Annotated in this window: 13 protein-coding genes; 8 read left to right on the forward strand and 5 right to left on the reverse strand. The window is 72.2% G+C overall.

Annotated features, from left to right (window positions below; all coding sequences use genetic code 11):
* Positions 1 to 68 precede the first annotated feature (68 nt).
* The gene (locus OG553_RS22305; protein WP_362055109.1) at positions 69 to 716 is read left to right on the forward strand and encodes a DsbA family protein; all 648 of its coding nucleotides are present in this window, start codon (positions 69 to 71) and stop codon (positions 714 to 716) included.
* Between the two features lie 138 nt (positions 717 to 854).
* Here the strand turns inward: OG553_RS22305 and OG553_RS22310 are convergent, their stop codons facing one another.
* From OG553_RS22310 to OG553_RS22320, 3 genes are all read right to left on the reverse strand, one after another.
* Positions 855 to 1,511, reverse strand: coding sequence for a superoxide dismutase (locus tag OG553_RS22310; protein ID WP_405980679.1), 657 nt, complete (start codon positions 1,509 to 1,511; stop codon positions 855 to 857).
* Positions 1,512 to 1,682: 171 nt separating this feature from the next.
* Positions 1,683 to 3,104: an amino acid permease gene (locus OG553_RS22315; RefSeq protein ID WP_405980680.1), complete on the reverse strand. Its 1,422-nt coding sequence runs from the start codon at positions 3,102 to 3,104 to the stop codon at positions 1,683 to 1,685.
* Between the two features lie 145 nt (positions 3,105 to 3,249).
* Positions 3,250 to 4,638, reverse strand: coding sequence for an amino acid permease (locus OG553_RS22320; RefSeq protein WP_405980681.1), 1,389 nt, complete (start codon positions 4,636 to 4,638; stop codon positions 3,250 to 3,252).
* A gap of 283 nt (positions 4,639 to 4,921) precedes the next feature.
* On the opposite strand from OG553_RS22320, the gene OG553_RS22325 reads away from it, so the two are divergent.
* Positions 4,922 to 5,506: a biotin transporter BioY gene (locus tag OG553_RS22325; RefSeq protein ID WP_405980682.1), complete on the forward strand. Its 585-nt coding sequence runs from the start codon at positions 4,922 to 4,924 to the stop codon at positions 5,504 to 5,506.
* Between the two features lie 74 nt (positions 5,507 to 5,580).
* On the opposite strand, the gene OG553_RS22330 is transcribed toward OG553_RS22325, so the two are convergent.
* The gene (locus OG553_RS22330) at positions 5,581 to 7,068 is read right to left on the reverse strand and encodes an amino acid permease (protein WP_405980683.1); all 1,488 of its coding nucleotides are present in this window, start codon (positions 7,066 to 7,068) and stop codon (positions 5,581 to 5,583) included.
* 219 nt (positions 7,069 to 7,287) lie between these two features.
* On the opposite strand from OG553_RS22330, the gene OG553_RS22335 reads away from it, so the two are divergent.
* Together OG553_RS22335 and OG553_RS22340 are read left to right on the forward strand one after the other, a co-directional pair.
* The gene (locus OG553_RS22335; protein WP_405980684.1) at positions 7,288 to 7,776 is read left to right on the forward strand and encodes a ribose-5-phosphate isomerase; all 489 of its coding nucleotides are present in this window, start codon (positions 7,288 to 7,290) and stop codon (positions 7,774 to 7,776) included.
* A 62-nt stretch (positions 7,777 to 7,838) separates the two neighbouring features.
* The gene (locus OG553_RS22340; protein WP_405980685.1) at positions 7,839 to 8,645 is read left to right on the forward strand and encodes an Fpg/Nei family DNA glycosylase; all 807 of its coding nucleotides are present in this window, start codon (positions 7,839 to 7,841) and stop codon (positions 8,643 to 8,645) included.
* 150 nt (positions 8,646 to 8,795) lie between these two features.
* On the opposite strand, the gene OG553_RS22345 is transcribed toward OG553_RS22340, so the two are convergent.
* The gene (locus OG553_RS22345) at positions 8,796 to 10,034 is read right to left on the reverse strand and encodes a GNAT family N-acetyltransferase (protein ID WP_405980686.1); all 1,239 of its coding nucleotides are present in this window, start codon (positions 10,032 to 10,034) and stop codon (positions 8,796 to 8,798) included.
* A gap of 117 nt (positions 10,035 to 10,151) precedes the next feature.
* Between OG553_RS22345 and OG553_RS22350 the strand changes: the two genes are divergently transcribed.
* From OG553_RS22350 to OG553_RS22365, 4 genes are all read left to right on the forward strand, one after another.
* Positions 10,152 to 11,294 (forward strand): PP2C family protein-serine/threonine phosphatase, encoded by a 1,143-nt coding sequence (locus tag OG553_RS22350; protein WP_405980687.1) that lies wholly within the window; start codon positions 10,152 to 10,154, stop codon positions 11,292 to 11,294.
* 118 nt (positions 11,295 to 11,412) lie between these two features.
* Positions 11,413 to 12,201 carry an ABC transporter ATP-binding protein gene (locus tag OG553_RS22355; RefSeq protein WP_405980688.1) on the forward strand — a complete coding sequence of 263 codons (789 nt, stop codon included), beginning with the start codon at positions 11,413 to 11,415 and terminating at the stop codon, positions 12,199 to 12,201.
* Positions 12,202 to 12,908: 707 nt separating this feature from the next.
* The gene (locus OG553_RS22360) at positions 12,909 to 14,294 is read left to right on the forward strand and encodes a pyridoxal phosphate-dependent decarboxylase family protein (RefSeq protein WP_405980689.1); all 1,386 of its coding nucleotides are present in this window, start codon (positions 12,909 to 12,911) and stop codon (positions 14,292 to 14,294) included.
* A complete protein-coding gene (locus OG553_RS22365; RefSeq protein ID WP_405980690.1) occupies positions 14,291 to 14,749 on the forward strand; it encodes an HD domain-containing protein in 459 nt (152 codons plus the stop codon). The genes OG553_RS22360 and OG553_RS22365 overlap by 4 nt, the downstream gene beginning before the upstream one ends.
* Positions 14,750 to 14,850 lie beyond the last annotated feature (101 nt).

The raw sequence follows: 14,850 nt of genomic DNA on the forward strand, positions 1-14,850 counted from the left end.
GTGCGATCCCGGCCTGGTTGGCGGAAAGGAACATGACCCGTGACGCCTTATGTGACTTGAGGAGAGCCATGACCGACACCCAGGTGCGCGAGAAGACCCCGGTCGACTTCTGGTTCGACCCGCTCTGCCCCTGGGCCTGGATGACCTCCCGCTGGATGCTGGAGGTGGAGAAGGTCCGCGACGTGGAAGTCCGCTGGCACGTGATGAGCCTCGCCGTGCTGAACGAGGACAAGCTCGACGAGCTGCCCGAGCGCTACCGCGAACTGCTCGGCCCCAAGGGCTGGGCCCCGGTGCGCGTGGTGACCGCCGCCCAGCAGAAGTTCGGCGACGAGGTCACCGGCAAGCTGTACACCGCCCTCGGCACCAAGATCCACAACGAGGACCGCGGCGCGACCCGCGAGGTCATCGCCGACGCCCTGGAGGAGGTCGGCCTGCCGGCCGAGCTGCTCGCCTACGCCGACTCCGACGAGTACGACCAGGTCCTGCGCGACTCCCACAACGACGGCATCGAGCGCGTCGGCCAGGAGGTCGGCACCCCGGTGATCTCCGTGCCCGGCGCCGACGGCGAAGAGGTGGCCTTCTTCGGCCCGGTGGTCACGCCCGCCCCGCGCGGCGAGGCCGCCGCCCGCCTGTGGGACGGCACCCTGCTGGTCGCCTCGACCCCCGGCTTCTACGAGATCAAGCGCACCCGCACCAAGGGTCCGTCCTTCGAGTAGTCCGGCCCCGGCCCCCGCGGGCCCGTGCACACAGAAGACCCCCGTGAGTCACGTCCTCACGGGGGTCTTCCGTTCAGCACGCCCGCACGCGAAGGTTGAGAAGACGATCACGAGGCGGACGGGTCCTGCGGGGTGTGATCAGCCCTTGGCGGGGATCAGCAGCGGGGTGTTCGCCTTGGCGTCGGCGTAGCGCTTGGCCACGTCCTGCCAGTTGACGACGTTCCACATGGCCTCGATGAAGTCCACCTTCTGGTTCTTGTACTGCAGGTAGAAGGCGTGCTCCCAGGCGTCGAAGACCAGGATCGGCGTGCTGGCGACGCCCACGTTGCCCTGGTGGTCGTAGACCTGCTCGACGACGAGCCGGCCGCTGACGGGCTCGTACGCGAGGACGCCCCAGCCGGAGCCCTGCGTCGCGGAGGACGCGAAGGTCAGCTGCTTCTTGAACTTGGCGAAGGAGCCGAAGGACTCGGTGATCGCGTCCGCCAGGTCGCCCACGCCGTCGGCCGCGGTCGGCTCGCCGCCGCCCTCGCCCGTCTTCGGGCTGGCCATGTTGTTCCAGTAGATGCTGTGCAGGATGTGGCCGGAGAGGTGGAACGCGAGGTTCTTCTCCAGGCCGTTGAGGGCGCCCCAGTTCTCCTTGTCGCGTGCCTCCTCCAGCTGCTCCAGCGTGGTGTTGGCGCCCGTGACGTAGGCGGCGTGGTGCTTGTCGTGGTGCAGCTCGATGATCTGCGGGTTGATCACCGGCTCCAGGGCCGCGTAGTCGTAAGGAAGCTCAGGAAGCGTGTAGATGGCCATGCGTGTTGTACCGGTCCCCTCAGCGTGTCAATCGCTAATTGCAACTAATGCGCAACTGCACGCTAGCAGTATCTATTCCGGGCCACACGTAAGGGTTACCTCTGTACGAAGAGAGGCGGACCCCGCGTCGCACACGGGATCCGCCTCTCGGGGGAAGGGCTCGTCGGGCCGTCAGTCGCGCGCCGCCCGGCGCTGCATCGCGTATCCGGTCGCCGCCAGGGCCGCGGTCAGCCCGCCGGTGAAGACCACCTGCGTCCGGGTGTCCTCGCCCAGGGCCATCAGCACCAGCACGCCGACGACGCCCGCCAGTGCCACCCACGTCAGGTACGGGAAGCCCCACATCTTCACGACCAGCTTCTCGGGGGCCTCGCGCTCCAGGCGCCGGCGCAGCACGAACTGCGAGACGGCGATGAAGCCCCAGACGATGAGGATGACCCCGCCGACCATGTTCAGCAGCCAGGCGAACAGGGTGTCCGGGTACCAGTAGGACAGCAGGACGGTGACGAACCCGAAGCCCGCGGAGGCCAGCACCGCCCGGCGCGGCACCCCGCCGGAGACCTTGCCCAGCGCCTTCGGGCCCTGGCCCCGGGCGACCAGGGAGTAGGCCATGCGCGAGGAGCCGTAGATGTTGGCGTTCATCGCGGACAGCAGGGCGATCAGGATGACCACGTTCATGATCTGGCCGGCGGCCGGGATGCCCAGGTGGTCCAGGGTCGCCGCGTACGGGCCGTGCTCGGTGACGGCCGGATCGTTCCAGGGCAGCAGGGTGACGATCACCAGCATCGAGCCGACGTAGACGATCGCGATCCGCCACATGGTCGTCCGCACGGCCTTGGCCACGCCCTTGACCGGGTCCTCGGACTCGGCGGCCGCGATGGTCACCGTCTCCAGGCCGCCGTACGCGACGACCGAGGCGAGCAGGCCGACGAGCAGGCCGTCGACGCCGTTGGGCAGGAAGCCGCCGTCGTGCAGCAGGTTGCCGGCGCCGGGGGAGGAGGTGCCGGGCAGCAGGCCGAGTACGGCGAGCACGCCCAGGCCCAGGAAGAGCGCGATGGCGCCGATCTTGAGGGCGGCGAACCAGAACTCGAACTCGCCGAAGCGCGCGACCGCGCCCAGGTTGGCGACGGTGAAGACCACCATCAGCACCAGCACCCACATCCACGACGGGGTGCCGGGGAGCCAGCCCGCCAGGATGTGCGCCGCGCCGATCGCCTCGATGGCCACGCCCACGACCAGCAGGGTCCAGAACATCCAGCCCGCGGTGAAGCCGGCCCAGGGCCCGATGGCCCGGTCGGCGTGCACCGAGAAGGAGCCGGAGGCCGGGTTGGCGGCGGACATCTCGCCGAGCATCCGCATCACGAACATCACCAGCAGCCCGGACACGGCGTACGCCAGCACGATGGACGGGCCGGCGGCCGCGATGCCGGCGCCGGAGCCGACGAAGAGGCCGGCGCCGATGACCCCGCCGAGGGCGATCATCGAGAGGTGGCGCTGCTTGAGGCCGCTGCCGAGGGGGGCGTCGGCCTTCGCGGGCGCGGGCGCGCCGGCGCCCCGCTGCTGCTCGGGAGGTGCGGTGGTGGTGCTCTGACTCATGGGGTCAGTCTGCCGATCGTCCGTTTATCGGACGTTGCACGTCCATTATTCGGACACCGCTCTCACCGGACGTGACCGCCCGCCCCGGAAACGGGAACAGGCCCGGGACCGAAGTCCCGGGCCTGCCCCACCTCCGCCGAAACGGTCAGGACCGCCGGTCCCGCACCTCCCGGTACCAGGCCACGAGCAGCACCGCGGCCGCCGCGCCCGAGGACCACAGCAGCTGCGGCCGCGCCGAGTCGTCGAACAGCATCAGCACCAGCACCGCCGCCATCCCCGCCAGCGCGGCCCACGTCAGGTACGGGAACGCCCACATCGGCAGCGTCAGCCGCTCCGGCATGTCCCGCTCCAGCCGCGGCCGCAGCCGCAGCTGCGAGACCGCGATCAGCGCCCACACGAACAGCAGCACCGCGCCGACCGCGTTGAGCATGTAGAGGAACACCGTGTCCGGCCACAGCAGGTTCAGCACCACCGACACGAACCCGAACGCCACCGAGGCCAGCACCGCCCGCGTCGGCACCCCGCTGCCCGACACCTTCAGCAGCGACTTCGGCGCCTCGCCCCGCTCGGCCAGCGAGAACACCATGCGCGAGGAGCCGTACAGGTTGGCGTTCAGCGCCGACAGCAGCGCCACGAACACCACGATGTTCATGATCTGGCCGGCCGCCGGGATCCCGATGGAGTCCAGCACGGCGACGTACGGGCTCTCACCCGGCTTCAGCGAGTCCCACGGCAGCAGGGTCACGATGACCAGCATCGAGCCGACGTAGAAGAAGAGGATGCGCCACACCGCGCTGCGCACCGCGCGGGACACGGACCTGGCCGGGTCGTCCGACTCGGCGGCCGCGATGGTGACGACCTCCAGGCCGCCGAAGGCGAAGATCACCGCGAGCATGCCGGCGATCACCCCTCCGAAGCCGGCCGGGAAGAAGCCGCCCTGCCCGGTCAGGTTGGCCATCCCCACCGGCTCGGTGTCGGGGAGCAGGCCGAAGACCGCCAGGGTGCCCAGGATCAGGAACAGCACGATGGCGCCGACCTTGAGGGCGGCGAACCAGAACTCGAACTCGCCGAAGTTCCGGACGGCGGCCAGGTTGCTGAGGGTGAAGACCACCATGAAGATCAGCACCCACAGCCACTGGTCGACCGCGGGCACCCACCCGTGGGCGATGTTCGCGGCGCCGGTCGCCTCCACGGCCAGCACCACCACCAGCAGGAACCAGTACAGCCAGCCGGCCGAGAAGCCGGCCCAGCGCCCGAGGGCCTTCTCCGCGTACACGGAGAAGGAGCCGGAGGCGGGCATCGCGGCGGACATCTCGCCGAGCATCCGCATCACCAGCATGGCGAGCACGCCGGCCAGCAGGTACGAGCAGATGATCGCGGGGCCGGCGATCCCGATGCCGGCGCCGGAGCCGACGAACAGGCCGGCCCCGATCACGCCGCCGAGGCCCAGCATGGTCAGGTGACGCTGCTTGAGGCTGTGGCTGAGGGGTTCCGGGGGCAGTTCGCTCCCGGTGACGGACAGATCTTCGCGCATGAGCAGATTCGTACTCTCGGTAGGCAAGCGACGCAGGGGTATCCGGGGGGATTGGCGGGAACCTACAGTCTGGCTGGAGTGAACCCCCGGGAGCAAAAAGGATGTGTCGTCGAATGCGGCCCGTGATCGGGATCACTTCAACTCGGGTGTAAGGCTGCACCTTTGTGCGGTCTCCACCAAACCGGACAGTATGGCTTTGTCCCGGTCAGTGGATGGGCCGGCCGTATGACGACGGCTAACGTCGCGGTGTCCCGCCCGACCACACCACCTTCCGGAGCCTTCGATGAGCACCGCTTCCGTCTCCTTCCGGCCCGGCGCCGTCCTCGCCGACCTGCTGCCCGCGAGCCGCGTCAGGGACGCCGCCCTCGTCGTCGGCGGAGCCGCGCTCACCGGCCTGGCCGCGCAGCTCTCCGTACCGGTCCCCGGCTCGCCGGTCCCGGTCACCGGGCAGACCTTCGCGGCGCTGCTCGTCGGCACGGCCTTCGGCGCCCGCCGCGGCTTCCTGTCGCTGGCGCTGTACACCCTGGTCGGCATGGCCGGCGTGCCGTGGTTCGCGGGCGGCGGCTCCGGCGCGGCCGGGGCCTCCTTCGGCTACGTGCTCGGCATGCTGCTGGCCGCCACCGTCGTCGGCGCCCTCGCGCGCCGCGGCGCCGACCGCTCGGTGCTGCGCACGGCCGGCACGATGGTGCTGGGCTCGGCCGTGATCTACGCGGTGGGCGTGCCGTACCTGATGGCCGCCACCGGCATGTCGCTCGGCGCGGCCGTCGCGGCGGGCCTGACCCCGTTCCTGATCGGCGACGCCCTCAAGGCCGCGCTCGCCATGGGCGCGCTCCCGGCCGCGTGGAAGCTGGCCGGCCGCCGCGGCTGAGCCCCGCACCCGTACGGCAGCAGCCCCGGACCGCGCGCTCGCGGTCCGGGGCTGCTGCCGTGTGCGGGGGTCGCTCAGGAGAGGTCGGCCGAGGCGTCGACCGCGACGTCGGCCGCGACCTCGGCACCGGCCCCGGCGGCGAGCTCGCCCTTGCGGCGCGAGTCGCGCACCACGCCGACCACGATCACGACGGCGGCGACGAGCAGGGAGTACAGCACCGTCTCGCGGTTGCCGTCGTCATAGAGCATGTAGCCCAGGACGAAGGTGATCATCGCGGCGGTGGCCCAGGTCAGGTACGGGAAGAGCCACATCTTCACCGTCAGCTTCTCCGGCGCCTCGGCGACGAGGATCTTGCGCATGCGCAGCTGGGTCAGGCAGATGACCAGCCAGACGAAGAGCGCGATCGCACCGGAGGAGTTCAGCAGGAAGCTGAAGACGGTGTCCGGGTTGGTGTAGTTGAAGATGACGGCGACGAAGCCGAAGACCGTGGAGCCGAGGATGGCCGCCATCGGCACGCCGCGCTTGTTGACCTTCGCGAAGGACTTGGGCGCGTCACCGCGCTCGCCCAGCGAGAACGCCATGCGGGAGGCGGTGTAGAGGCCCGAGTTCAGGCAGGACAGCACGGCGGTCAGGACGATCACGTTCATGATCTGGCCGGCGGCCGGGATGCCGATCGAGTCGAGGGCCGCGACGTACGAGCCCTTGTCGACGATCGACTTGTCGTTCCACGGCAGCAGGGTCAGGACGACGAAGATCGAGCCCAGGTAGAAGACGCCGATGCGCCAGATGACCGAGTTCGTGGCCTTGGTGACGGCGCGGCGCGGGTCCTCGGACTCGCCGGCGGCCAGGGTGACGATCTCACTGCCCATGAAGGAGAAGACGACCATCAGCACACCGGTGAGGACCGAGCCCCAGCCGTTGGGCATGAACCCGCCGGCGTCGGTGAGGTGCGCGAAGCCGGCGCCCGGGTTGTCCGAGCCGGGCAGGACGCCGAAGACGGCGAGCATGCCGACGATGACGAACGCGCCGATGGCGACGACCTTGATGCCCGCGAACCAGAACTCGAACTCGCCGTAGGAGGCGACCGAGCCGAGGTTGGTGGCGGTCAGGACGGCCATGACGATCAGGGACCAGCCCCACTGCGGGATGGCCGGGATCCAGCTTTCCAGGATGACGGCGCCGGCGGTGGCCTCGACGGCCAGGACGACGACCCAGAAGAACCAGTACAGCCAGCCGATGGAGAAGCCGGCCCAGCGGCCCAGCGCGCGGTCCGCGTAGGCGGAGAAGGAGCCGGAGTTCGGGCTCGCGGCGGCCATCTCGCCCAGCATCCGCATCACGAAGACGACCATCGCGCCGACGAGGGCGTACGAGATCAGGATGGCGGGGCCGGCCTTGGCGATGCCGCCGCCGGAGCCGACGAAGAGTCCGGCGCCGATGACACCGCCGATGGCGATCATGGAGAGGTGGCGGTTCTTGAGACCGGCCTTGAGACCGTCGGAGGGCTGGGAGGAACCGGGTTCGCCGGGGCCGCCTGCCTTCTGAAGGGTCGTCGTCGTGCTCATGGACGAATCCTTAGGTTCTCGGGTGGAGAGTTCCGGCATTCAAACCCGATTTCCGGCCAGTACGGAAGACCTTCTTCCGATAGTTACCTAAGGCCCCCAACGCGGGACCAAGGTCCTGACCCCTCCCGTCTGCGTTCTTTGGGTTTACTTGAGGTTTAGAAGTGATTTATGCGACACCCCTCTGCGGTCGCCGGAGGCCGCGCATGCCACACTCGACCCATGCGCGTGTATCTCGGATCCGACCATGCAGGCTTTGAGCTCAAGAACCACCTCGTGGACTGGCTCAAGAACAACGGCCACGAGCCCGTCGACTGCGGGCCCCACATCTACGACGCCGTCGACGACTACCCGCCGTTCTGCCTCCGCGCCGCGGAGAAGACCGCCGCGGACGCCGACAGCCTCGGCATCGTGATCGGCGGCTCCGGCAACGGCGAGCAGATCGCCGCCAACAAGGTCAAGGGCGTCCGCGCCATCCTCGCCTGGAGCGTGGAGACCGCGAAGCTCGGCCGCGAGCACAACAACGCCAACGTCATCTCCGTCGGCGGCCGCATGCACAGCCAGGAAGACGCCACCAGCTTCATCGAGGCCTTCCTCGCGACCCCGTACTCCGACGAGGAGCGCCACACGCGCCGCATCGACATGCTCTCCACGTACGAGACCACCGGCGAGCTCCCCCCGATCCCGGCCCACCACCCGCAGGACCAGTAGTACGCCGTGCCGCCGGACGCCCCCGTCCGGCGGCACCCCCGTTCGCAACGAGGAGCGCCGCCGTGCCCGAGGGGCATACGATCCACCGCCTCGCCCAGGACCACGCCGAGCGCTTCGCCGCCCGCCCGGTACGGGTGAGCAGCCCCCAGGGCCGCTTCGCCGCGAGCGCGGCCCTGCTCGACGGGCGGGAGCTGGAGAGCGCCGAGGCACACGGCAAGCACCTCTTCCTGGAGCTGGGCGACGCCTGGATCCACATCCACCTCGGCCTCTTCGGCAAGCTCGGCTTCGGCCCCGCCCCGGCCCCGCCGGCCACCGACACGGTCCGGCTGCGCCTGCTGAACGAGGACCACTACGCCGACCTGCGCGGACCCACGGCCTGCGCGCTGATCGGCGAGGGCGAGAAGAAGGCGATACACGACCGCCTCGGCCCCGACCCGCTGCGCCCCGCCGACGACCCCGGCCGCGCCTGGACCCGGATCTCCCGCAGCCGGACCACGATCGCCGCCCTGCTGATGGACCAGAAGGTCGTCGCGGGCGTAGGCAACGTCTACCGGGCCGAGGTCCTCTTCCGGCACGGCATCGACCCCTACCGGCTCGGCCGGGACCTCACCCGCGCCGAATGGGACGCGATGTGGGCCGACCTGGCGGAGCTGATGCGCGAGGGCGTCCGCAGGAACCGCATCGACACCGTCCGCGACGAGCACCTCCCCGAGGCGATGGGCCGCCCGCCGAGGGTGGACGACCACGGCGGCGAGGTGTACGTCTACCGGCGGGCGAACATGCCCTGCCACATCTGCGCCGGCGAGATCCGCACCGCCGACCTCGCCGCCCGCAACCTCTTCTGGTGCCCGACCTGCCAACAGCGCTAGCCGCGCATGAGTCCCGGGGCCCGCTGCGCGGAGCCTCTGGGAACGGTGGAAGTGGGGGTCCCCCCGGACGGAGTCTGGGGGAGGGTGGGGGACCCCGGCCCCGCGCAGCGGCCCACCCACCCGCACCCGGACCGCCCCCGGAGGCAGGGGCTAGAAGTTGTGCGGCAGCCAAGGGGCCGCGTCGGCGGTGAAGGCCCGCGAGGCCTCCCGCAGGGCGCCCGCCCGCAGCTCGCGCACCCGTCCGGCCGCCGCCAGCGAGGTCAGCGTGACCCCGCCCAGGTACGCCGAGCCCAGCTCCCGCACCGACAGCGCCAGGTCCGCGGGGTCCTGCGACCGGACGCACCGCACCGCCCCGTCACCGCCGGCGGTCGTCAGCCGCCACCGCCCCGCGTTCCACGGACAGAACGCGTCCTCCACCTCCAGCACCACGTCCACCGCCGCCCCGTACGCCCGCGCCTCCAGCGCCGCCGGCAGGTCGACCAGCCGCAGGTGCAGCGCGTCCCGCTGCCGGACCCGGCACCGCCGGACGTCGCTCACGAGGTGCAGCAGAGCGTCGTCGACCGGCCGCCGGTACGCCCGTACGTGCCAGGTCAGGTCGATCTCGAAGAGGTACCGCCACAGCGCCGCGTACACCGCCGGGTCCGGCGCGTGCACCTCGGCGACCTCGACCTTGCCGTCCGAGCCGGTCAGCTCCCAGTCCGGCTTGACCCGGTAGCGCGCGTACCCGGTCACCCCGCCGTCCGGGTCCTCGGCCACCACGCACTTCAGCGGCGAGGACCCGTCCCGCAGCTCCGGCACGTCCACCAGCGCCTCCCGCTCCCAGCCCGGCTGCCGCGCGAGCATCCCCGGCCGGTCCGCGACCAGCCCGGCGTAGACCCGCTCGCAGTCCGCGAGGGACTTCTCCGGGTCCACGAGCCGCAGCCGCACCCCGTCCGTCCCCGGCGGCACGGAGAGGCGTACGCGGGTGGTGTCGATGTCGACGGCCAGGGAGTACGCGGCGGTGCCGTAGCCGAAGCGGCCGTAGATCTCCGGCTCCGAGGCCGTCAGCACGGCGATCGGCTCCTCACCCGTACGGATGTCGTCCAATTGGCGGCGCATCAGCGACGTGAGCACCCCGCGCCTGCGATGGGTCGGCGCGACACCGACCATGGTCACCCCCGACGCCGGAACCAGGGCCCCGCCCGGCACCGAGAGGCGGAAGCCGAAGGCAGAGGCCGAGCCGACGCAGTCCTCGCCGTCCCAGACACCGAGGGAGCGGTCCGGCTCCGTGAGCGACCGGAAGAGCTCCCGGCTCGGTGCGGGTTCGGTCACACCGCCGAACGCCAGTTCCAGATGATCGAACCAGACATCCCACTCATTCTGCTTCAAAACCCGCATCTCAAGAGCCATGCGGTCATCCTCACTCGGCCGATCCGCCGGAGTCGAAGGGTTTTCGCCCCGCGAAGTGCCATTGGTCCGGGGGTCCCCCTGCGCAGTCACAGCCAGGATGGATATGGTCCCGAAGCAATGGCCGGAGCACGCGTGGAGACGTTCATGGCCCGGATGCGCATGTTTTCGCACCGGGCACGCACAGCCCTGCGCAAATCCGCCGTCGACTACTTCCGCGGCGACGCCTCCGACTGGCTCGCCTTCGCCGGCCTCCTCCTCACCGTCCCCGCCATAGCCTGCGGCACGCTCCTGATGCCCGTCTGGTTCTCCCCGGCGGCCCTGGTCCTGCCCATCGTCGCGGGCGGCCTCCTGCTGCGCCCCGCCAGCCTCCTCGGGCTGTACGCCGCCACAGCGGCCGCCCTGATCGTCGAGGCCCTCGTCCTCGGCCCCTATACCCAGGGCCCCGCCCGGGTCACCCCCGGAACCGTCCTCGTCGTGGCCGCCTGCGGATTCTTCGGACTGGTCATCGCCCAGTTCCGCAGCCGCGTCGGCGTGCCCTGGAGACGCGGCGGCACCATGCTCTTCGACCTGCGCGAACGCATCCGCGTCCAGAGCAAGCTGCCCGCCCTGCCCCGCGGCTGGCACCGCGAGATGGCCCTGCGCCCGGCCGGCGGCCAGTCCTTCTCCGGCGACTTCGTCGTCGCCGCCCGCACCAACGGCGGCCGCACCCTCGAAGTCGTCCTCACCGACGTCTCCGGCAAGGGCATGGAGGCGGGCTCCCGCGCCCTCCTCCTCTCCGGGGCCTTCGGCGGCCTCCTCGGCGCCCTCCCGCCCCAGGACTTCCTCCCCGCCGCCAACGGCTACCTGCTCCGCCAGGACTGGGACGAGGGCTTCGCCACCTCCATCCACCTCGTCCTCGACCTGGAGACCGGCGACTACGAGCTGCTGTCCGCCGGACACCTCCCCGCCCTCCAGCTCTCCGCCGGCACCGGCCGCTGGCAGGAGATCGCCGGCGAGGGCCCGCTGCTCGGCGTCTACGACGGCGCCGAGTTCGAACCCGCCCGCGGCAACCTGCGGCGCGGCGACGTCCTCATGCTCTTCACCGACGGCCTCGTCGAAACCGCCGAACGCGAGATCAGCGAAGGCATGGACCGGCTCACCGGCGAAGCCGACCGCTACGTCGCCGCCGGCTGGGACGGCGCCGCCTGGCACCTCATCGAGAAGGTCGCCAAGGACGTCAACGACGACCGCGCCCTCCTCCTCATCCGCCGCTCGCCCTGACACCCCGGGGTGGGGTTTACCCCACCGGCCGTCCGCCGGGCCGCTCCATGGCCACCGCCCCACGCCCCTCCGTAGCGTCGGGGACACCAACGGACACCGGTACGGAAGGCGGCACACCATGGGGCTGAGGCGGACCAGGCGGGACGACGCGAGGACCGGACCCGCCGTGGAGCTGAGCGGCGTACGGCGCGTCTACGGACGCGGCGCCGCCACCGTGCACGCCCTGCGCGGCATCGACCTCACCCTGCCGCGCGGCAGCTTCACCGCCGTGATGGGCCCCTCCGGCTCCGGCAAGTCCACCTTCCTCCAGTGCGCCGCCGGACTCGACGTCCCCACCGAGGGCTCCGTCCGGCTCGGCGGCACCGAGATCACCACCATGAACGAGAACGAGCTCACCGAGCTGCGCCGCAGCCGCCTCGGCTTCGTCTTCCAGGCCTTCAACCTGCTGCCCTCGCTCACCGTCGAGCAGAACGTCCTGCTCCCCATGAGCCTCGGCGGCGGCCGCCAGGACCGGGCGCGGGCCGCCGAGCTGCTCGCCCGGGTCGGCCTCGACGGCAAGGGCCGGCGCCGCCCCGCCGAGCTGTCCGGCGGACAGCAGCAGCGGGTCGCCATCGCCCGGGCCCTGGTCACCCGGCCCGACGTGGTCTTCGCCGACGAGCCGACCGGCGCCCTCGACACCACCACCGCCGCGGAGGTGCTCGGTCTGCTGCGTGACGGCGTGGACTCCCTCGGCGCCACCGTCGTCATGGTCACCCACGACCCGGTCGCCGCCGCCCACGCCGACCAGGTCCTCTTCCTCGCCGACGGCCTCATCGCGGACCGCCTCCCCCGCACCCCCGCCGCCACGATCGCCACCCGCATGACCGCCCTCGCCGCCCGCCCGACCCCGTCGTACACGGCGGCCTGAGGGCGCTCCTTCTTGACGCGCCGCGCTCCCTCTTTTGCCGCGCCGCTCGCGCGGCTCGGCGCCGGGGCGCCTCCCGGGCTTCGCGCCGCTGCGCCGGCCTCCGTCCGTACTCTCCTTGACGCGCCGCTCGCGCCGCTCAGCGCTGGCGCGCTTCCCGGGCTTCGCGCCGCTGCGCCGGCCTCCGTCCGGCGGATGCGGTGCGGGGTCGGTTCGGGTGGCTGGTGCCGGTGGTCGTGTGCGGCTGGGTGGGCCGCTGCGCGGGGCCGGGGTCCCCTACCCCCCCCTTCCACCGTTCCCAGGGGCTCCGCCCCTGACCCCGATACCGGCCGCTCCGCGCCCGGTGCGCTCAAACGCCGCGCGGGCTGGAGATTCGCTGCGCGAATCCCAGCCCCCGCCGGCACCCTCCAGCCTCGCCGGCGTTTGAGGCGCGGGGGTGCGGGGGCGGAGCCCCCGCAAGGGGTCCGGGCGCAGCCCGGGGAACGGGCGAAGGGCGGGTAGGGGACCTCGCCCCGCGCAGCGGCAACGCCCCGGCGCCCCGGACCCCGCCGGGCCACGGCAGCGGCCCACCCGGACCCCGCCGGGCCACGGCAACGGCAGCGGCCCCCCACCCCGCCGGGCCACGGCAACGGCCCGCGCCCCTGCCGCCCGGGCCAATTGGCGCGGATTGGCCCGCCCCCCAGCCCCCGGCGGGGTCTAGCGTGCCGCCCATGCACCGCATCCTCGCCGCCGACCTCGCCCGTCTCCCCGAGCTCCTCGACGCCACCCGCCGGGCCGCCGCAGAGGCCCTCGCGGCCCTCGACGACCGCCCCGTCGTACCGCCCCAGGACGCCCCGCGGCCGACACCGCTCCCCGAGCGCGGCACCGGCACGGAGGCGGCCCTCGCCGAGTTCCGGGCCCGCTGGGAGCCCCGGCTCTCCGCCTCCGCCGGACCTCGCTACCTCGGCTTCGTCACCGGCGGCGCCACCCCCGCCGCCCTCGCCGGGGACTGGCTCACCGCCGCCCACGACCAGAACTCCAACTCCGCCATGGACGGCGCCGGCCAGCACCTCGAACGCGAGACCACCGGCTGGCTCCGCGAACTCTTCGGCCTCTCCGACGCCCACACCGGCACCTTCGTCAGCGGCGCCACCATGTCCAACACCGCCGGCCTCGCCATCGCCCGCGAGTGGCTCGGCGAACGCCTCGGCGTCTCCCCGGCCGATGAGGGCGTCGCCGCCCTCGGGTCCGTCCGCGTGCTCTCCGGCGCCCCGCACTCCTCCATCGCCAAGGCCCTGTCCGTCCTCGGCCTCGGCCGCGCCGCCCTCGTACCCGTGCCCACCCTCCCCGGCCGGGAGGCCGTCGACCCCGCCGCCCTCGACCGGGCCCTCGCCGACACCACCGGCCCGGCGGTCGTCGTCGCCAACGCCGGCACCGTCAACACCGTCGACTTCGACGACCTGCGGGCCGTCGCCGCCCTGAGGGAACGCCACGACTTCTGGCTCCACACCGACGCCGCCTTCGGCGCCTTCGCCGCGCTCACACCCGAGCACGCCCACCTCGTCGCCGGCCTCGACGCCTCCGACTCCGTCTGCGTCGACCTGCACAAGTGGCTCAACGTCCCCTACGACAGCGCCGTCCAGTTCACCCGCCGCCGCGACCTCCAGTCCCGGGTCTTCGCCAACGCCGCCGCCTACCTCGGCCCCCTCGGCCCCGACCCCGACCTCGTCCACCTCACCCCCGAGAACTCCCACCGGCTGCGGGCCCTCGCCGCCTGGTTCACCCTGCGCGCCTACGGCCGCGAGGGCCACCGCGAGATCGTCGAACGGGACATCGCCTGCGCCCGCGCCCTCGGCGAACGCCTCGACCGCGACCCCGCGTTCCGGCTGCTCGCCCCGGTCCGCCTCAACGTCGTCTGCTTCACCCTCGCCGCAGACCCCGACCCCGAGCGGCTGACCGCCCTGCGCGAGGCCGTCGCCGCCGACGTCTTCGTCACCCCCACCGTCCTCGGGGGAACCGCCGGCCTGCGCGCCGCGTTCTCCAACTGGCGCACCACCCCCGCGGACGTGGACCGGGCCGCCGAGGCCCTGCGCGCGGCAGCGAAGGAGATCGCATGACGAACGACCGCCCCCTGACCCTCGCCGAGGTGGAGGCCCTCGCCCGCTCCGCGCACGAGGGCCAGACCGACAAGGCCGGACGCCCCTACGCCGAGCACCTGGCGGCCGTCGCCGAGGGCGTCCGCCTGCGCGGCGGCAGTCCCGCCCAACAGGCCGCCGCCTGGCTCCACGACTCGGTGGAGGACGACGCCCTCAGCCCGGAGCAGCTCGCGGCCGCCGCCCTCCCGCAGGAGGTCAAGGACATGGTCCTGGCCCTCACCAAACGCCCCGGGGAACCGGTCGGGGAGTACGCCGCCCGCATCCTCGCGACCCCCGGAGCCCTCCTCGTGAAGGAGGCCGACATAGCGCACAACGCGGACCCCGTACGGCTGTCCGTACTGGACGCGCCCACCCGCGACCGGCTGACCGCCAAGTACGCCCACGTCCGCTCGCTCCTCGGCATCACCGCACCCTGACGCCCGAAATGTCCCCGGTCCGCGCCCCCTTGGCGGGAAAGACCCGATGGCTATTCGTCACGGGGCGGATACCCGGGGCCGGTTGGTGGGAGGATGGTGCA

Source organism: Streptomyces sp. NBC_00158, assembly GCF_045160885.1.
Classification (GTDB): Bacteria; Actinomycetota; Actinomycetes; order Streptomycetales; family Streptomycetaceae; genus Streptomyces.